This is a genomic window from Oceanobacillus sp. FSL W7-1281 (assembly GCF_037969835.1).
GTDB lineage: Bacteria > Bacillota > Bacilli > Bacillales > Amphibacillaceae > Oceanobacillus > Oceanobacillus oncorhynchi.
Genome location: NZ_CP150214.1, coordinates 4149550 through 4167407 on the forward strand (window position 1 = coordinate 4149550; position 17858 = coordinate 4167407).

Below are 17858 nucleotides of genomic sequence, written 5' to 3' on the forward strand. Positions count from 1 at the left end.
AATATACTATCTCCTATATAGAAGACGCTTCATTATTTACTATCTCATAATGACTATCTTTCTTATTCGATCTTTTTATCATATGATCTATGGCATGTACTGCCATAATGAAACCGGATATCGGAATGATAAAATAGACATACCCCATGGGAATCCCTGATTGAAGGCTGACTACATTCATATTAAGTACCGCTAACTCGGCTCCATAATAGATAAACAAAGCAAATAGAATCAGCGCAAAAATATCCTGCAGGGCTTCCACATATTTTGCTGCTTTTCCTCTTAATTTACTGACGATAAAATCCATCCCCATATGCTCTTTTCTTTTAAAAGCAATCGCTGCACCGATAAAGGTCAGCCATACAAACGTATATCTTGAGATTTCCTCCAAGGATGCAAAGGACGTGTTAAAGAAATTCCTTCCAAAAATCATGATGACCAGGCTGCCTGTCATCACTGCTGTAATGACAACTAACAAGAGCATGCACAGTCTGTCCAAGCCTTTACTTACCTTTGAAATCAACATGTAGTTCCACCTCTTTTCTAACCATTTAATAAGCTCGGTATAAATGTAATAATTTGCGGAAATACGAGCATAAGAATAACGCATGTTAATAACACGATGACAAACGGAACAAGATCTCGCATCAGTTCGTCAAACCTCAAATTCGCAATCCCGGCTGCTACATACGTGCATAAACCTACAGGAGGAGTCAGCAATCCTACCCCTAATGTTGCAATTAATACAACGCTGGCATGAATCGGATCGATTCCAGACGCGACAATTACCGGAGCAATCACAGGAACCGTCATAATAATAGCTGCATTGGCATCTAAGAACATTCCTAAAAACAGGAATAACAAAATAAACATGAGCATCAGCAAAAAGGGTGACAGATTCATGTCAATCACAAAACCAGCTAAACTGCTCGGTACATCGTTAATGGTCAACAAGTAAGAAAATGCGGATGCGCTAATAATAATCATCATAACCGTGGCAGTCATTTTGCCAGAATTAATAATAATATCCTTCAGATGCTTGATTTTTAACTCTCTGTAAACGAAGAAACCAAGTATCATTGAATAAAGAACAGCAACAACAGCCGCTTCCGTTGGAGTAACAACTCCGGTAATAATTCCAACAATGATAATTGCTGGTGTGACCAAAGCTAAAATACCTTCTTTCCCTTTCCCAAATACATTTTTAAATGAGAAAGGAATCGATGACTTATATCCTCTTTTTATCGAAACCACCGTAGACGCTGCTAATAAAGCAATACCGACTAAAATCCCCGCTCCAATACCTGCCAAAAATAAATCAGCTACTGAAAGACCAGCAGTGAAGCCCCATAATATCATCGGGATACTCGGCGGTATAATAATCCCAATAGGCGAAGAAGCAGCGGTAATGGCTGCTGAATACTTGGAGCTGTAGCCCTGCCTGACCATTGCCGGTATCAGTATCGTTCCTGTGGCAGATGTATCAGCTACAGCAGAGCCAGAGACTCCCCCGAAAAACATACTGGCCGTCACATTCGTTGCTGAAAGACCGCCTGGCAAAAATCCTACAAGTGCATCTGCAAAATCTACCAGACGTCTGGTTACACCGCCCTTTTCCATGATATTTCCGGCAAGGATAAAAAATGGAATAGCTAGAAGCAGCCAGGAATTCGCACCGGAAAACATCTTTGAAAAAACCTGTGTCATCATACCAGAATCTATCATCAGCAAGGATAGGATAGAGGCTCCTGCGAGCCCAAAAGCGACCGGTATTCCCAGCAGTAAAAAGATAAGAAAAGATACAAATAAAACGACGGCCGAAGTCATTGTATTACCGCCTTATTCTGTTTGATTACTTCCGTTTCTGCTAACGCTTCGTATAACGTAATCACCGCTGAATTATCCTTCCTGCCTTCCCCTTTCGCCTGCAATGTTTTAAATAGTTCATGGACGAGCGAGGTGACGTATAACGGTACCTGCAGTTCTTTCCCTACTTCCAGTGCTAAGGAAATATCTTTTGTATGCAAATCGACCGTAAAGCCCGGTTCAAAATTCCGATCTAAAATAACCGGCATTCTATCCTCCAGCGCCCAGCATCTTCCGGAGCCATTCAAAATAACCTCACGCATAATTTCCGGATCGACGCCTCCCTTGACGCCTAACGTAAATCCTTCCGACATACTGACCAGGTTTACTGCTGACATCAGCTGGTTAACAATCTTCACTGTCTGACCGCTTCCAACTTCTCCGCAATGAATAATTTTTTCTCCCATGATTTGCAGCAATTCAAGTGCTTTATCGTAATTCGCTTTTTCCCCTCCAACCATAAAGGTCAATGTTCCATTAATGGCTCCATTCTGGCCGCCGCTGACAGGCGCATCGAGCATGTCGATGTTCTTTTCCTCCAGCTTTTTATTGATTTCCTTTGTAACCGTGGAAGAGATACTGCTCATATCAATGAGTAAAGCTCCAGCCGGCAAACTCTCTATTAATCCGTCCTCGCCAGTCACTGCTTCCTTCACATGCGGACTGTTTGGCAGCATAAGCAGCACCATATCAACCTGTTTTGCTAATTCTTCCTTCGAGGAAGCGATGGTCACACGCTCCTGATAGGGAAGCCGTGCTGCTTGTTCGGCATTAATGTCAAAAACGACTAGTTCTTTACCTGCCCGTAATAAATTGCTGGCCATAGGGAATCCCATGACACCTAAACCGATGAAACCAATTGAATTTTTCTTATTCATATCGTATAATCTCCTTATAATTGATTTGCATAGCCATCTGAACAACATTGTCGGAGATGTTCTTGGTTCAGATGGCTATGTCTTTTTTAATGCGTTATTTTAGCCATCTATTCTTTTGCTTTCGGGTTAAATTGAATTAATTCTGTCTCTTTATCATAATCACGATACATATGCACATGCTTCACTTCATTAATGATCAGATCAACGGTTGTCAGGACCGGTGTTTTATCCTTCACCATGTGACCGCCGAATACCTTTCCTTCTTTATCACACATTGTAGCGTGAAAATGCGTATCATAATCTCCGTCCCGCTGACAAACAACGCCCGTACCGTTTAAAAACTCGACTGGACCGTCTGCCACAAATAATTCGCCATACCCGGCACCGACGACAGATTCTTCTTTCGGAACGAGATACATATAGGCCGCTTCTTGAAAACTGCCAAAGCAATTGGCAATAGACGCATACGTAATATCATTCGCTTTACAGATTTCTTCAATCCCAGTAATTAAATCCGTTCCCGGCAATAATCTCCCCGCTACGGTTTTACCAATTTCTCCAGTTGCATACTGTACTCTTGTTTCATTCATTATGTGATACATCCTTTCTAGCAATTTATTTTCTGATAAGATCATGTCTATCTAATTTGCTGCAGCTTGTACTTCTTCTAAGAATTGAACAAATTCGTTGCCATACTCTTCTTCATAGACTGGATAAACATCTTCTACAACTTGTTTAAACGCCTCCCAATCCAAATCTTCCTTATGAATAATTTCTATTTTGTCTTCTAATTCGTTTAGGATTTCTTCATTTTCTTCAGCTGCTGCTTCTGCCCAAAGCTCTGCCGTTTCTAATGCCGCCTTATCCAATGCATTCTGCTGTTCCTCAGACAGCTGCTCCCATATTGAATCACTCAACGCCAGTACATTAGGTGTGTAAGCAAAATCCATGACTGTCAGATAATCCTGTACTTCATAGAACCGCTGTCCTTCAATATGCATTAACGGATTATGCTGACCGTCTACTACTCCCCTGTCCATCGCTACATATAACTCTGAAAAAGACAGCGGAATCGGGTTCGCTCCAAATTCCTGTAAAGCAACGCTGTACGATTGTACTTCCGGACTTCTTATTTTAAGCCCCTGTAAATCCTCTGGTGTTTCAATAGGAACTCTTGAGTTCGTAACCTGCCTAAATCCATGCTCCCACAAAGAAAGGGCTTTCAATCCTGCGTTTGCTTCGAGATTATCCAAGACTTCTCTGCCAATCTCTCCATTATTAACCGTCAACGTATGCTCGGTATCTTCAAATAAGAACGGTACTTCAAACGCTTCCATTACATTGTAGCTGGAAGCAAACAAGCCTGCGGAAATAATCCCTCCATCGATTGTTCCCATCTGCACCCCTTCCACAAGCTCTCTTTCGTCACCGAGCTGGGATGAATTATAGATTTTAATTTCGACGGAGCCGCCTGTTTTCTCTTCTACTAATTCCGTAAAAATATCTGCTGCCCCCTGTTGCGGACTGACCGGCGCCCCAACATGCCCAATACTGATTTCTACTACTTCTTCTTCCGCATTCGTCTCATTGCCGGAACCTCCGCAGCCATACATGACGAGAACAGTAAACAGCCCTAAAATAAAAATGAGTTTTTTCATGAAACGTATTTCCCTCCCTCTTGCATTTTTTTATTTTCCAGACAATATAGCTTTGCATCACCCCCTTTAAGGATATAAATCATAGATTGATTACTTAGCCATCCTTATTTTGATTAATTTGCTCAAATAACCTCTGTTCTCCGCGTTCCAAATGTGCTTCCATCACTTTTACCGCCTGCGCAACATCCTGTTGTATAATCGCTTCTAATATCAATTGATGCTCCGCAATCGAGTTCTTTACATGCTCGGGATGCTTCAGTACATTTTCAAACCATTCTTCTAGCGACATTCGGATTAAATCCAGCAGATTATAAATCATCTTGTTATTACTCGCCTTAGCGATGGTCATATGAAACATTAAATCGTTTTGTTTATTATGGTCTACCTTTCCCTCCTGTTTCATCTCTTCTATCCAGGATTCTAATTCCATAATTTCAGCTGTCGTCCGGTTTAACGCAGCCCGCTTCACCGTTTCCAGTTCCAACACCTTTCTTAATTCAATCAGTTCATTAAAAGGAACCGGATCAAGGTATAACCCCCATTGCAGCTGTTGTTTAATATCATCTGAATCCACTTTCCGTACAAAGGTGCCTTCTCCTAATCTAGCTTCAAGCAGTCCCATGGAGGTCATGCTTTTAATGGCTTCTCGTATCGTCGACCTCCCTACCCCAAACTGCTCTGCCAGTCTTCGTTCAGGAGGGATTTTATCACCTATGGACAGCTCCCCTTCTTTAATCATTTTCGTAAATTGATGCATTATAATTTCACGTATGGAATCTCGCTGCGGTATTTTTTCAAATAGTGGTTTCATTGGTCTTCTCCTGTTAATGGTAGTATGTCTCATGGTCTGACCTTTGAGAGCATACTGGATTTTTTCGACGATACTATTCAGCATATGGAATAATATTTATCGTTCTTGTACAGTTTCAAGTATCTTTTTATAAACCACACAATTCGTGTGTTATTAACTTATAATAATTGTATATTCTTTAATTGTCAACACATTTTGTGTTTTTTAGCAATTCATCCCCTCACTTTGTGTTACATTTTCTGCAAAATAAGATAGAGGTGTTAGCATGAAAGGGTTTGGCTTACGTTTAGAAAATCTAAGAGATAAATATGATTATTCTAAAACAGAGATTAGTTCAAAACTTGGTTTTACCGACAACGTATATGGTTCTTATGAAAGAGAAGATAGAAGACCTTCGTTTGAGACTGTTATTAAGCTGGCAGATATTTTTGATGTTTCTATCGACTATTTAATTCGTGGCGAGGAATATCAACCTAAGGATGAAGAGATGTATGAAGATGTAGCGCAGCTTTTGCATATTGTTAAGGAGCTTAAGCCAGAACCACGGAGAAAGTTATTGGAGTTTTTGAAGCTGATGCAAGAATGAAACAGGATTAATAGAGTGCTAGATATTAACCATTTGAAGATAGAAAAACGACCATTCTCATCTAGTAATAAATGATACTTTATTTTAGCAGTTACAAAGGGGCTTTGTATGATGGATAATAATAAAATCGGCATACAGTTAAGAGCACTTCGAAAGTCAAAAAATATTTCTACACAAGAACTTGCTGATAAAGTTAGCGTTTCACAATCATATATAAGTAAATTTGAAAATGGCCACTCAAAACCAGATATAGAAATGCTAGAAAACATATTAAAAGCGCTTGATACCAATCTTTCAAGCTTTTTCGCATCGGAATTAGAAGAGATGCCGGATGATTTAATTCTGCTTATGAATACAGTGAAAACGTTGAGTCCGGAAGCTCGGAGGAAATTGAATGAGTTTTTGGAGATAGTGAGGGAGTGAAACGAATTAAGAGAATCTGGTTATTTCAATAGAATCAAGTAAAGGTGTAATTTTACTGATAGTTATGAGAGGATCTATACATGAATGTATTTAGCGAAAGAATAGTAGACCTTCGTATTGAACACGGATATAGTCAAGAAGAGGTAGCTAAGAAATTGAATGTGTCAGCAAGCGGGTATGGTTATTATGAACAGGGCAGAAACGAACCTTCATTAGAGACACTCTATAAAATTGCGGAATTCTTTCAGGTATCCATTGATTATTTATTGGGTAAAATAGATACTCCTCAGCAACCTGTCTATTATTCCGTTTCTGATGATTTGGCTTTGAATGAGTCTGAATTGAGGGTATTGAATGTCGCAGCAGCTATGGTAAATGGGCCTTACCTCAAATGAAGGAAAAAATACTAAATGAATTAAAGAGTTTTTTATCAAAAAGTTTGGATCATAAGTATTCAGATATTGAAAAGGATATGTTCGTGCCAATCTTATCACAAATCATTCATGAAGGTGGATTGCAATTGTATCTTGGTAAACATACCTTAAAAAAGGAAGAAGTAGCCAAAAAGATTGCATCATTTGTAGTTGGTGGATCTCAGTCTTTTAAAGGAGTGTCACGCTAACAGGTAACGTTAGTTCAATACCGTGACTTTCTAGGTTAGTGTGTCTAGTCAATGACTGCTTTTTTTCGAGTCCATTTAAGTTATTTTGCTCGGACGAGAATGTCGTTAGAGCATAGAGAAACGCCAAGTCGAACATGGCTGGGGCGTAGAGTATACATTCGTTAAAATATTGACGGTTCAGTTTTCCAACAAACAGGCGCTATCCTTAAATAAGGATAAGCGCTTATTTTTCATTGTAGGACCTGAATAAGAGAGGGCATTATTCTAAGTAAAGCGTGTTATAGGTAAAATGAACTGAAGAAAGTATATTCACCAACTTGACAGTTAACGATATAACGTTTATTTTAAGTTAACGATATATCGTTAACTTAAAATAAAATTAACAGGAGGTTTTGAATGTGTACAAAAGACCTGATATGGCTCAATATCCTTTTTTAAAAGGACAGAGTGTCATTTTTATCATCATGGTGTCTTTAGAGGCAACAGATTCGACGCGGAAGTTGGGATAGGAAACGGTAACTTTGACGGGCAAGGCAGACCTCATATCTTCGCAGGCAAAGAATCTGGTGAGGATACTAGTGGTGAACGTTTCTTCGGGCGTGATGATCTCAAGATTGTCTTATTAAAATTGTTACAAGAACAATCAAGACATGGATATGGATTAATCAAAGAGCTTGAGGAAAAGTTTAAGGGGCTTTATTCGCCTAGTCCCGCTTCCGTTTATCCTATTCTACAGATGCTTGAGGATCAAGATTTAGTTAATGTAATCAAAGAAGGTCGGAAAAAAGTTTATCATCTTACAGATGAGGGGCAAGCCTTTTTGAAAAAAACCAAGATGAAGATCCTGTTAACTCAAGAATGAATGTGCTTGAAAATGTGGACCTGGACGAAATTCAGACTTTAAGATCTGACATTCAGGGTTTATTCCATGAATTTTTCAAGGTGGGCCGTCAAGCTATAGAAAAGCCCGAAAAGAAGGAACAACTACAAAACCTGCTCGAAAAAACACGGGCAGAGCTTTTGAAAATAGTTGATGACGAAGAGAAAAACTCAGATGGACAATAATTTTTAAAAATATATAAGGAGACTTTAAATTGACAATTACACTTAACCACACAGTGGTATTCGCTAAAAATAATGATAAAGCTGCACACGAATTTGCAGAGAATATGGGCCTAAAACTTAATGGTTATGAAGGGATAGACAATAAGTTTGCAGAAGTGCAAGTTAAAGACGATCTTTCTGTTTTCTTTATGACAATCGAGGATGATACTCCACAACAGCATTTGGCTTTCAGTGTTGATGGACATACTTTTGACCAGATTCATGAACAACTTCGTAAAGGGAATGTAGCCTTTGGGAACAGCCCGTTTGAAACAGAAAATCGACGCACAGATCACCCATTTGCTTCCCGTGGGTTGTTTTGGACCAATTTAGATGGTTGCCTATTTGAAGTTATGACTGATTAGCCATAATCAATGTTGATAAAAACGTTGGATATTGCAAATATGGACTCTTTGGTTCTGCCTCAATCGGGCGCGATTGTTGAACATCAAAAGCCTACGTTATCTTAAATCTCCCAATTGGTAAATGCGGTGGCAACAGGTGGTAAGTTCTGTGGCAATCACTGGTAAAAAATATGGCACAAGTGGTACATTTCCTTGGCCGTAATCATACAGACTCTTTTTTACTTCTATTATGTTGTCTCAAAATGCAGTGACTCTCTTTATCTTAATAGCTAGTTTAGTAAGACTATCTATTTGAAAAAACACACCTAGATGCAATAAAGGATTATATCATGACTATTATTTAACATATTTTAGCAGGTGATAAGAAATGATCCCACACTCCAGTTCATAAGATTGATCCATATAAAAGCAGCCCAAAATAAGTGCTTTCTCAAATTACTTTTAATTCAGTAAGTTTAATGTTTGTTCTACTTACTACATAAACAATGAATGTAAAATGAGAGATCAACATATACACATATTATAAGTATAGAAACGACCCTTGATATTCCTCATTCTAAATATCAAGGGCCCTCCTACTTATCAACTCTTCAATTCATAATAATATCTATATGCCCAACCGTAAACTGCTGCTAATAAATATGCTAGTTAAATCAAAATGCACTAATTAATTTATATTCTTAACCGGTCTCCCAATAGAATGATACTCCACTCCATTATCAGCCATTTCCTGAACATCATAAATATTTCTACCATCAAACACCAACGGAATCTGCATTAAATCCTTATACTGATTCGGGGTAACAGCTTTTATCTCTCCCCACTCTGTGAAGATGAGACATGCAGCTGCTCCTTCTAAAGCATCTTCCGGACTATCTACGTATGTGATGTTCCCCTGCCTATGACTTCCTTCTGAATAAAACTGCTTAAAGTTATCCACCCCGATTGGATCATATGCATAGATATCTGCCCCTTGTTCTAATAGCAATGGGACATTTGCAAGTGACGCAGCTTCACGAAGGTCATCTGTACCTGGTTTAAATGTTAAGCCAAGTACTGCTACTTTGATGCCTTCAAACGTTTCTAACCGCTGCTTCGCTTTATCATACAATTTCAATTTTTGCTCAGAATTTATCTCAATCGTTGCTTGCATTGTTCTCAAGTCATATCCATATTGTCTTGCAAGATACTCTAAAGCACTAGTGTCTTTCGGGAAACAAGACCCCCCATAACCAATACCAGCGTTTAAAAATTTGCTGCCAATGCGTTCATCATAACTCATTCCTTCAGCAACATCTTGAATATCTGCACCAACCAATTCACATAGGTTTGCAATATCATTCATGTAAGAGATTTTTAAAGCAAGAAAGTCATTAGAAGCATATTTAATCATCTCAGCAGAACGACGATTGACAGATACAATTGGCAGGTTAAACGGTGTATAAATCTCTGTTAAAAGATTCTCTGCCCATTCACTCTCCGTACCGATAACGATGCGAGCTGCCTCTAATGTATCTCTTACTGCTGATCCTTGGGCAAGGAATTCAGGGTTAGACGCTACTTCAACTCTCACATCATTAACAAGCGAATCATTGACAAGTTCTTCTATTTTATCATTCGTGCCAATTGGTACAGTTGATTTGACTACAACCAAACAATCTTTTGCCACAGACTCAGCAATTTGTTTTGCTACTGTTTCTACATATTGCAAGTTAGCTGATCCATCTTCTTTTTCTGGTGTGCCTACCCCAATAAATACAGCATCCACTTCTTTATATGCAGATGGATAGTCCGTAGTAAAATTTAGTCTGCCAGCTTCAATATTTTTACGCATTAATTCTTCTAATCCTGCTTCATAAATAGGAGAAATTCCTTCGCGCATTGTTTTTACTTTTTGTTCGTCTATATCAACGCAAGTTACGTTATGTCCATTTTCTGCCATGCACACGCCGGTTACGAGGCCGACGTAGCCTGTTCCGGCTACTGCTAGGTTTTTCATATAGTAATAACTCCCTTATAATTAATTTCGACTTTATAAACTACTTTTAACAACTTAATACGAATAGAACTACAAATCAAGAAAAATTTATCTAAAACTTGATTTGCTAAATAGAGAGACTATTGAGTCTAGTAAGACAATATATACTGATTATTTCATATTTACAGATTCACCAATATTTATATCGAGTCAATTTGTGCTACCCGTTCGCCTGTAACTAAAATTGAATATGCACATATATCCCATTGATTCATAGTTTAAGTCCACGAATCATAAATAGAGCAACACCGCCACCACCTTTGACCATTGTTTTGTGTCAGTGATAGTGAATTTATAACGTATAAAAAACAAGCCATTATAATTTCCTCCGCAACAATAGGGTACCACGAACAATCTATTCTAAGTTCCGCTGGGGGCCGTCCTTCCAGCAACCAATAGTAATTAACACATTAGTAAAGAGCAACAACTAAAGCTGTGGTAAAAAAACACCTATATTTGCTGAGATTGAATGATACTATTTAATTCAAATTCAATGTCATTTAAACATGTATTATATTATCTTATGAAATTCATAAAATTTTTTAACCTTATCATCTTTCAGTAAAGGTTGATGAATTTGCAGTATACTAACCTCACTATAATTATTACCTTCAATTAATTTTACGCCTTTCTTAGTGACTACTACATCCCAGCCAACATATTTTAAATTTTCCTGACTTCTAGCAGCTCCTAACACTATTTCTTTAACTTTATCCCATTCTGGTATAATTACTCCTTCTATAGGCTCCTCGGTATCAGGGTGTGTTGATATCCATTCAATTTTATGGTTATTATTTTTGTGGTACGCAGGTTTTCCTAATTGTCCAGTAGATAAATTCACCAAAGAAGTCATCCCACCTTTCCATACATTATCTACAGGTTTAGTTAAATCACTTCCAAACTTATGTACAGCAATTGGAATAAATACATCATTAGTTTTGGGATCTCTCATCGTTATAACCCTTATACTGTTGATAGTTCCTGAATAAATTTTTTGAGAATATTCTGCTTGAGTCAATTCTTCAACTATTAAGTGTTTAGAAAGGGAATTTATAAAATTTTTACAATCTGCAATATCTATTTCTTTATTATTTAAATATATAACTTCGTCTTCTATACTTAATTTAAATATGCCTTTCCCGCCTCCGCCACTTTGCTTTTTAATAAATAACGATTTATTTACTTTTAATAAATTATAGAAGTCATCAAAAGACTTAACTATATTATTCATAATGATATTTCCATTCTTTATTTCCCCAAAAATCTGTGCAACTAATTTATCGTTTTGAAATATTTTAGTAAAGATATTTTTATCATTGATAATTAATGCATATTTTCCATTTATTCTTTCAGTTTTTCTTCTCGCAAAATCAGATAAATATAACTTATAATTATCTGATTTAAAGTTGTACAATTCATACTTTGAACTAGTAAATCCATGTAATAGACACCAAAGTTTTGCCATTAATTTTTCTCTAGAAGAACTTATTCTTTCTTCTTTAATTAAGTACTTTAACGCAATAATGTTATATTTTATTCCCTTTAATATTATCTTTAATTTATCCATTTAAATTCCCCTCATCTATCCCTTTAACATTATCGATTTCTCTTCAAAGTCATCTAGAATTGTTATTTATAAGAAAATATTATAAATCTATATAGAATGTATCAATTATTGGATAATGTATTTTATTGCAAATTAGTCTTAAAGAACTTTTGTAACTTACTTCAAAGAATTTTATCTCCATATAGTAAGTTACTCAACAAGCCTGACAATTTAATTTTATTTACATTCTAACTAGCATTAAATGTTTTTTCATTTTCAGTTAATTAGAATTTTGTGTATAAATAATTTTATACTATCTAAAAACTGAATATATCTATTAATTTTCTCTAGTATCTAAGTAAAGCATATTTCTTAAACTTTTAAAATTACTCAAATCGATTATTTATTTGATATAATACTTGCATCAAATTAACTTTCTGCATGATAGTTAATTTATCAGTGTTCATTATTTCTTTTATATCTTTGTTATTAAATAAAATGTTTATTTCATTAGATTTATCAGAGTATTTATCTAGAAAACATTCCCAATCACTACTATTTAAAACTACATTCCATTCTCCCCATGGGCCTTGGTTTCCCTTAATATAACCTGTTCTTTTCCCGACTTGTCTAGAAGTCCAAAAGACAAATTGTATAAACGCATTAAAATACCAAGAAAAATAAGGTAACCGTCCATCTCCATGAATTAACCATTTAGTAGGTTTTAAAAACGGTTTTGCAGATTTGTGAAATAGCTTACGATTAAGTTTCCAATTCTGAGGAACCGCAGCACTCAATTTTACAATATCATTAGCCATAAAAGGTTCATAACTCCTAAAAAGACGTCGATTAGCATGGAGGTTAGGTATATTCATATTCATTGAACTTGGCCAAAGCTCGAACCATTCTGCCGCAGATTCCTTCCTAAAACTTTTTACATACTCTAAATGAATTTGTCTTCTTTTAGTTAGTTTTTCTAGTATATCAGACGTAAAAAGAGTATTCTCCAAAGACTTTCCGGGTGAATAATTACTATTTTTTATATCTGGGATAAACGGAAAACGCTTCGAACCGCGTATTTTTTTAACTCGAATCCCTTTTAATAAAGCATCTGAAAACAATCCGCCAAAAACAGCCGAGTATTCATTTAAGCTACAAGTCTTATGAAACCCAAAAGTATGCGCATGATGATATTGAGAGCCACTTCCAACTAAATCAGAACATGCTGCTAAAATTTCTAAATAATGTGTTTTAGTACGTGTATTTAAATTGAAATTAGCACCATATGCATTGGCAGCTTTTTTAGCTACTTTTCCTTCTCTGTTCATGTGGTCAAGGAAAATAAAAGCATCTCTAGAATTCCCCTGAAGTAAAGCAGAAAGTGTTCGTGAGTCCTCGCCACCACTAATAAATTGTGCAATATTGCTTACTTCACTGGTAATTCTACTTATATATTCTTTTAAACTACTTCTAAGTTCTTCAGCAGCTTGATTAATAGAACGATACTTATTTTCTTCTTTAGGTTCCCAATAAGCATTAGTTTCAATTGGTTCGTTACTTAAATAATGAATTGAAGCTGGATTAATTTGATGTATATTATTATATACTGTATAAGGGAAAGTAACGATACTATTAAGTATAAAATCAGCATGTGAAACTATATCAATATTATCTTTTTGATTCGATACATTTGCTAAAATATCAACATGAGTTGATAGGATTGTATTTTTAGGGTTTTGGTAAATAAAAATTGGAATAAATGACATTAAATCAGTAATAACTTGTACTTCATAAGACTCCTTGTCTACTATTAAAATAGCAAATGGCCCACTAAGATCTTCATCCCATTTAATTTCGCCTTGAACCCAACGATTATATATAGCTATACTGCCTATATCCCCATATATTTCCTTCAGAAATGTATTGTCTTGAAAATATAAGACAGGTCCACCAATAACAACAAAAAGGTGATCTTTTGTTTCATAAGGTTGAAAGCCATTATATAGACTTTGGCTTACTGCTAAAGAACCCCAGCCACCATGAAATTCCTTAACTAAAGGTTTATCATCGTGATATATTTTTTGAATTTCCTTTGTTAATTTTCCGTTCTCAACATTTTTCTTTGAATATATGAAATCACTCATTTTTTACCGCCGTCCATTTATTTTTTATTGCCTGTTAGTATTTAAGCTAATATAATTAAATTCAGGAACATCCTAGCTTTTTCTGATTACTGATTTTAATAGTTATTGATATTAATCCTAAATTTAATATTGCACCTACTATCCCAAAAAGTGCTACAGCAACTAAGTCACTAGAAAACACTACATACCCAATTGTCAATGCCCCCAATCTTGTTACTAACATAATAATAGTGTAAATCAAATGAAATCTTTGAGCATTTAATACTGGCAAAGCCCGCACACTTGGTCTATTCATTAAACCAAAAAATGACCATAATGCAATCCATCTTGCATACTCACCTGCTATTACCCAGTCGCTTCCGAATACAAAACTGTACAATGTTGGCCCGAATAATATAACTATGCTAAAAGGAAGAATGCAAACTCCTCCTAATGCTAATGTTGCTTTCTTAATAAGCGCTGTTACATTTTCTCCTTTTTTCGCTGCTTCAGCTATTCTTGGATAAAAAACATCACCAACAGCTTTTCCAATTAATTGAGATGGTAAAGATAAAATGGTTCTCCCAATTGTATAAAATCCAGCTGCAGCTACTCCAAAAAAACTCGTTAACATTAACACAGGAAGTCCATTTGATATAGCATTTAAGAAAACCTCCGGAGCACGGTACGTGGGGAAATCATAATATTCTTTGGCTAATTGTTTTGAGGTTTTTTTCTCCTCTTTCTCTATAGTTTCATCTTTATAACTAGATCTTCGAGAGAAAAAAATCATCATAGCTGCTCTTAATCCATTTGCTAAAAAAGTCAATATAACTAATACAGATGCAAATGGATAAAATAGTCCTATACCAGCTTTACCTCCGTTTATTATAACCGACTGCCAAAATGTCACTTTTGCGTTAATTTTGAATTGCTTTGTTCTAATCAACCACTGTTCAGATACTTGTACTAGACCGGCAAAAATGATTACAAAAGGTATTAAATAAAGAAAAGAGGATATCTCTTTTAGATTAAAAATATTTACTATTTGTTCATTAAATAAAAATATTATTATAAGGGAAATCAAAGATATAGTTCCAGTTATTATCAAAGAAAGTCGAATTAAATTTTTCGCGTTATAATCACTCTTCGGGAGCACTATAGCTATTGGATAAGTTAAAGCAGCGACAGGTCCTATTATATTAATCATTGCATTAAAAGTTCCCATAACTCCAAATGCTTCAGGACCATACAACCTTGTAATAATTGGAGAAAAAGCTAAAACAATCGCTTGCGCACCGGCGGTTCCGGTTACCATAACAACAACATTTTGTAGGAAATTAGAACTTGCAATATTTTTAATTCTTTTCTTCATCTAGTCCTCCTATGAGGAAATATTAATTAAAATTCCTCTCTCTAACATGATTCAAACGAAATTAAAACTGTCCCATATTCTATTATATAAACATTATTAATTATGAAACTATAAGTAATGTTCTTTTATTATTTAAAATGTATTGTCTTAATTTTATTTTTATATTTTGCTTGGATTATATTAGGTGCATAGATTCCAAGTAGCAACACTATATATATAAATCTAAACGCATATTGTTCTGTAAGCATCATGGTACTTGCAACCAAAAGAGAAAAAAGTATAAATTTTGATACAGGATGAGATTTATATTTTGATAATCTTTTAAACATAAATGCAATTAATAAAATGATTACTGAAAGTCCAAGAAATCCGCTCTGTAACAATATTTGAAGAACCATATTGTGAGCATCTTTCTGATTCATTTCATTAAAATAAATATATCGACCACTTTCAATAGCACCATATCCGTAATATGAAGATTCACTAACCATTGCTTTTGCTTCATCCCAAATTACTGTTCTAGTGGATAATGTTAAATCTTTACCTAATATATCTTCAATCACAAATGAAAAGATGCCTAAATTATTTGAATAGACAATTGTTAAAAACAAAAAAAGCATACTAAAAGCTACGACTTTATAATTTATTAAATGCTTAAGCCATCCTTTATGAATGAATATTAAATACATAATTATAAGGGATATTCCAACTATAGAGGTAGCTGACCAAAAATATACAAATGAAAATAGTACAGCAACTATTAATAATTTAGTGCTTAATATAATTTTATTAAATCTAGCTAATGAGTAAACTATGCTAATAATAACTGCAGGAATTAATGTAGCCGCAAATTGATTAGATACACCTACAAAGTATCGAGCTGTGTTTCCCGAACCGATATATCCATCTGGAAAGATTAGAAAGAAAATGATATTACCATATACTAAAATAGAATATATGAAATTCAATGAATGTAATCCAACATCTGGATAATTTCTTAATAATAATTCCACCCACATTACAAATCCTAAAGTAAGAACTGCGTGGCTAATAAGCACATTATAACTTCCATCATGTACATACGTTGCATAGGAATAAACACAGTAGTATATAGATACAATTGCAGTAACATATAAAAATTGCCTCTTCTTAATACAAATTATAACAGCTATGATAATACCAATTACCCTTATTAAATTAAATATTGAATGAAGAACCGCAATAGAAGTAAAGTAATCCGGCTGTAAAAAAGCAAACAACATTATTATAACTCCTATTACATATACATTAATTCTCAATCAAGGTACCTCATTTCAGTTTTTATTTCTAATCAAATCTTCTTTTTCTAATCTTTTCCAACTTACTATGTAGAAGAACTATATAATAAAAAGTTAAAACACGCTTACGTTTAAGCAATTTTGACATTACTTTTTCTTTCTTAGGAAGCAATCTAACATCAACATCTGACAATGCCGTTTTGTATGGTTCGGCAATAATTAAATTCTTTATTTCTTTTCTCCTATTCCAGATTCCTTTTGAGTATCGTTCATGAAAGTAATAATGCTCCAAATGCCATAGTAATACTTGAATAGTTCGTGCATTAAAAGCTACTTGTAATTTCTCAAAGTTGTCTTTTCCTTGAATAAAAGAGCTATACTCATTTAAAAGCGTATTAAAAGGACTGTGTGTATCCGTAATAAAACGTGTACCTGAAGTAGTTGATGAGTTACTAATTCTATAGTGATATAAACTTTCATCAAAAAAACTAATTTTTTTTGCATAACTAAATGCATGGATTGAAAAAATTGTATCCTGGGCTCTGGTTAAAACAGGGTTAAACTTAAGATTATTTTTTCTAATGAAATCTGTTTTATACAGCTTACACCATGTAGTACCAACCGAAACACCCTCTGTTACTTCTTGTTCGCTATACCTACCATATATTGTCTTTAAATAAAGAAGACTTTTATCATCTTCAAATATTTGATCCCCTCCAGGTATAAGTGATAACTTTACCTCTTTATTGTAATAATTTTTTAAGTACGACCAAATAACTAAATCAGATCCAGTTTGTTTTATGTTTGCAACTGCATGTTCCAACATATTCGTTTCTGCCCAATCATCGCTATCAACAAAAGTTATATATTCACCTGTCGCAACATCAATTCCTAAATTCCTTGCAGCTGATACTCCAGAATTTTTTATACTGTGTACCTTAATTCTGCTATCTTGATTTGCATAACTTTCACATATTGATAACGAATGATCTTTCGAGCCATCATCTACTAAGATTATTTCAATGTTCTCATGAGTCTGATTCATTAAACTCTCAATACTTTTAGGTAAATAATCCTCGGCATTATATACCGGAACTATAACACTCACTTTATCCATATATTAACTCCTAATAAACTTTATTACAGATTTTTTCTTGCTAAAATGAAATAAAATACATATCTAATA

At 35.0% G+C, this 17858-nt stretch carries 19 protein-coding genes; 7 read left to right on the forward strand and 12 right to left on the reverse strand.

All coding sequences use genetic code 11. The annotated features are described in order from the left end of the window. Window positions 1-13: 13 nt before the first annotated feature. From MKX55_RS20205 to MKX55_RS20230, 6 genes are all read right to left on the reverse strand, one after another. On the reverse strand, window positions 14-526 hold the full coding sequence (locus tag MKX55_RS20205; RefSeq protein WP_339234520.1) for a TRAP transporter small permease: 513 nt from the start codon (window positions 524-526) through the stop codon (window positions 14-16). A 17-nt stretch (window positions 527-543) separates the two neighbouring features. Continuing rightward, window positions 544-1827 (reverse strand): TRAP transporter large permease, encoded by a 1284-nt coding sequence (locus MKX55_RS20210; RefSeq protein WP_339234522.1) that lies wholly within the window; start codon window positions 1825-1827, stop codon window positions 544-546. Continuing rightward, entirely contained in the window at window positions 1824-2744 is a 921-nt protein-coding gene (locus MKX55_RS20215; RefSeq protein WP_339234525.1) for an NAD(P)-dependent oxidoreductase, read from the reverse strand. The genes MKX55_RS20210 and MKX55_RS20215 overlap by 4 nt, the downstream gene beginning before the upstream one ends. A 107-nt stretch (window positions 2745-2851) precedes the next feature. Continuing rightward, the gene (locus tag MKX55_RS20220) at window positions 2852-3334 is read right to left on the reverse strand and encodes a PPC domain-containing DNA-binding protein (RefSeq protein ID WP_339234527.1); all 483 of its coding nucleotides are present in this window, start codon (window positions 3332-3334) and stop codon (window positions 2852-2854) included. A gap of 51 nt (window positions 3335-3385) precedes the next feature. Next, entirely contained in the window at window positions 3386-4402 is a 1017-nt protein-coding gene (locus MKX55_RS20225) for a TRAP transporter substrate-binding protein (protein WP_339234530.1), read from the reverse strand. 94 nt (window positions 4403-4496) lie between these two features. Beyond that, window positions 4497-5213: a FadR/GntR family transcriptional regulator gene (locus MKX55_RS20230; protein WP_339234532.1), complete on the reverse strand. Its 717-nt coding sequence runs from the start codon at window positions 5211-5213 to the stop codon at window positions 4497-4499. A 265-nt stretch (window positions 5214-5478) separates the two neighbouring features. Between MKX55_RS20230 and MKX55_RS20235 the strand changes: the two genes are divergently transcribed. The 7 genes from MKX55_RS20235 to MKX55_RS20265 all read left to right on the forward strand — a co-directional run bounded on the left by MKX55_RS20235 (window position 5479) and on the right by MKX55_RS20265 (window position 8313). After that, complete coding sequence (locus MKX55_RS20235; RefSeq protein ID WP_339234535.1) at window positions 5479-5799, forward strand: helix-turn-helix transcriptional regulator; 321 nt, start codon at window positions 5479-5481, stop codon at window positions 5797-5799. A 108-nt stretch (window positions 5800-5907) separates the two neighbouring features. Further along, on the forward strand, window positions 5908-6222 hold the full coding sequence (locus MKX55_RS20240) for a helix-turn-helix transcriptional regulator (protein ID WP_339234537.1): 315 nt from the start codon (window positions 5908-5910) through the stop codon (window positions 6220-6222). 80 nt (window positions 6223-6302) lie between these two features. Then, complete coding sequence (locus MKX55_RS20245) at window positions 6303-6617, forward strand: helix-turn-helix transcriptional regulator (protein WP_339234539.1); 315 nt, start codon at window positions 6303-6305, stop codon at window positions 6615-6617. After that, window positions 6614-6844 (forward strand): hypothetical protein, encoded by a 231-nt coding sequence (locus tag MKX55_RS20250; RefSeq protein WP_339234541.1) that lies wholly within the window; start codon window positions 6614-6616, stop codon window positions 6842-6844. The genes MKX55_RS20245 and MKX55_RS20250 overlap by 4 nt, the downstream gene beginning before the upstream one ends. Window positions 6845-7472: 628 nt before the next feature. Next, window positions 7473-7706, forward strand: a complete 234-nt coding sequence (locus tag MKX55_RS20255; protein WP_339234544.1) for a PadR family transcriptional regulator — start codon at window positions 7473-7475, stop codon at window positions 7704-7706. Continuing rightward, entirely contained in the window at window positions 7703-7909 is a 207-nt protein-coding gene (locus MKX55_RS20260; RefSeq protein WP_339234547.1) for a hypothetical protein, read from the forward strand. The genes MKX55_RS20255 and MKX55_RS20260 overlap by 4 nt, the downstream gene beginning before the upstream one ends. A gap of 29 nt (window positions 7910-7938) precedes the next feature. After that, complete coding sequence (locus MKX55_RS20265) at window positions 7939-8313, forward strand: hypothetical protein (protein WP_339234550.1); 375 nt, start codon at window positions 7939-7941, stop codon at window positions 8311-8313. 667 nt (window positions 8314-8980) lie between these two features. Here MKX55_RS20265 and MKX55_RS20270 read toward each other — a convergent pair. The 6 genes from MKX55_RS20270 to MKX55_RS20295 form a co-directional block, all read right to left on the reverse strand. Beyond that, complete coding sequence (locus tag MKX55_RS20270) at window positions 8981-10312, reverse strand: UDP-glucose/GDP-mannose dehydrogenase family protein (protein WP_339234552.1); 1332 nt, start codon at window positions 10310-10312, stop codon at window positions 8981-8983. A gap of 550 nt (window positions 10313-10862) precedes the next feature. Next, window positions 10863-11918, reverse strand: a complete 1056-nt coding sequence (locus tag MKX55_RS20275) for a sugar-transfer associated ATP-grasp domain-containing protein (RefSeq protein ID WP_289585004.1) — start codon at window positions 11916-11918, stop codon at window positions 10863-10865. A 365-nt stretch (window positions 11919-12283) separates the two neighbouring features. Beyond that, window positions 12284-14041, reverse strand: a complete 1758-nt coding sequence (locus MKX55_RS20280; protein WP_289585003.1) for a hypothetical protein — start codon at window positions 14039-14041, stop codon at window positions 12284-12286. Between the two features lie 61 nt (window positions 14042-14102). Next, complete coding sequence (locus tag MKX55_RS20285; protein ID WP_289585002.1) at window positions 14103-15395, reverse strand: oligosaccharide flippase family protein; 1293 nt, start codon at window positions 15393-15395, stop codon at window positions 14103-14105. A gap of 128 nt (window positions 15396-15523) precedes the next feature. After that, the gene (locus MKX55_RS20290) at window positions 15524-16657 is read right to left on the reverse strand and encodes an O-antigen ligase family protein (RefSeq protein WP_289585001.1); all 1134 of its coding nucleotides are present in this window, start codon (window positions 16655-16657) and stop codon (window positions 15524-15526) included. A gap of 64 nt (window positions 16658-16721) precedes the next feature. Beyond that, on the reverse strand, window positions 16722-17789 hold the full coding sequence (locus tag MKX55_RS20295; protein ID WP_339234559.1) for a glycosyltransferase: 1068 nt from the start codon (window positions 17787-17789) through the stop codon (window positions 16722-16724). Between the last annotated feature and the right edge of the window lie 69 nt (window positions 17790-17858).

What these genes read in the sequence shown, in the direction of transcription:
- MKX55_RS20205 (WP_339234520.1), bottom strand. Translation starts at nt 526, where the DNA reads ATGTTGATTTCAAAGGTAAGTAAAGGCTTGGACAGACTGTGCATGCTC.
- MKX55_RS20210 (WP_339234522.1), bottom strand. Translation starts at nt 1,827, where the DNA reads ATGACTTCGGCCGTCGTTTTATTTGTATCTTTTCTTATCTTTTTACTG.
- MKX55_RS20215 (WP_339234525.1), bottom strand. Translation starts at nt 2,744, where the DNA reads ATGAATAAGAAAAATTCAATTGGTTTCATCGGTTTAGGTGTCATGGGA.
- MKX55_RS20220 (WP_339234527.1), bottom strand. Translation starts at nt 3,334, where the DNA reads ATGAATGAAACAAGAGTACAGTATGCAACTGGAGAAATTGGTAAAACC.
- MKX55_RS20225 (WP_339234530.1), bottom strand. Translation starts at nt 4,402, where the DNA reads ATGAAAAAACTCATTTTTATTTTAGGGCTGTTTACTGTTCTCGTCATG.
- MKX55_RS20230 (WP_339234532.1), bottom strand. Translation starts at nt 5,213, where the DNA reads ATGAAACCACTATTTGAAAAAATACCGCAGCGAGATTCCATACGTGAA.
- MKX55_RS20235 (WP_339234535.1), top strand. Translation starts at nt 5,479, where the DNA reads ATGAAAGGGTTTGGCTTACGTTTAGAAAATCTAAGAGATAAATATGAT.
- MKX55_RS20240 (WP_339234537.1), top strand. Translation starts at nt 5,908, where the DNA reads ATGATGGATAATAATAAAATCGGCATACAGTTAAGAGCACTTCGAAAG.
- MKX55_RS20245 (WP_339234539.1), top strand. Translation starts at nt 6,303, where the DNA reads ATGAATGTATTTAGCGAAAGAATAGTAGACCTTCGTATTGAACACGGA.
- MKX55_RS20250 (WP_339234541.1), top strand. Translation starts at nt 6,614, where the DNA reads ATGAAGGAAAAAATACTAAATGAATTAAAGAGTTTTTTATCAAAAAGT.
- MKX55_RS20260 (WP_339234547.1), top strand. Translation starts at nt 7,703, where the DNA reads ATGAATGTGCTTGAAAATGTGGACCTGGACGAAATTCAGACTTTAAGA.
- MKX55_RS20270 (WP_339234552.1), bottom strand. Translation starts at nt 10,312, where the DNA reads ATGAAAAACCTAGCAGTAGCCGGAACAGGCTACGTCGGCCTCGTAACC.
- MKX55_RS20275 (WP_289585004.1), bottom strand. Translation starts at nt 11,918, where the DNA reads ATGGATAAATTAAAGATAATATTAAAGGGAATAAAATATAACATTATT.
- MKX55_RS20280 (WP_289585003.1), bottom strand. Translation starts at nt 14,041, where the DNA reads ATGAGTGATTTCATATATTCAAAGAAAAATGTTGAGAACGGAAAATTA.
- MKX55_RS20285 (WP_289585002.1), bottom strand. Translation starts at nt 15,395, where the DNA reads ATGAAGAAAAGAATTAAAAATATTGCAAGTTCTAATTTCCTACAAAAT.
- MKX55_RS20290 (WP_289585001.1), bottom strand. Translation starts at nt 16,657, where the DNA reads ATGTTGTTTGCTTTTTTACAGCCGGATTACTTTACTTCTATTGCGGTT.
- MKX55_RS20295 (WP_339234559.1), bottom strand. Translation starts at nt 17,789, where the DNA reads ATGGATAAAGTGAGTGTTATAGTTCCGGTATATAATGCCGAGGATTAT.